Source organism: Bacillus cereus group sp. BfR-BA-01356 (assembly GCF_022663635.1).
Classification (GTDB): domain Bacteria; phylum Bacillota; class Bacilli; order Bacillales; family Bacillaceae_G; genus Bacillus_A; species Bacillus_A cereus.
Genome location: NZ_JAKUFX010000308.1, coordinates 1 through 272 on the forward strand (window position 1 = coordinate 1; position 272 = coordinate 272).

Below are 272 nucleotides of genomic sequence, written 5' to 3' on the forward strand. Positions count from 1 at the left end.
AACGTCCTACTCTCACAGGGACAAGGTCCCAACTACCATCGGCGCTAGAGAGCTTAACTTCCGTGTTCGGTATGGGAACGGGTGTGACCTCTCTGCCATCATTACCAGACTTTTATCATTATAAACATTTCTTTCGAAATGTCAAGAAGAAATTTTAATATATATTCCTTCAAAACTAGATAACATTTGCTACATATTATATGGTTAAGTCCTCGATCTATTAGTATTCGTCAGCTCCACATGTCACCATGCTTCCACCTCGAACCTATCAA

Annotated in this window: 1 rRNA gene; it reads right to left on the reverse strand. The window is 40.1% G+C overall.

Annotated elements, in window-relative coordinates:
• A 5S ribosomal RNA gene (gene rrf, locus MR168_RS33185) occupies positions 1-109 on the reverse strand; the annotation flags it as partial.
• Positions 110-272: the final 163 nt, after the last annotated feature.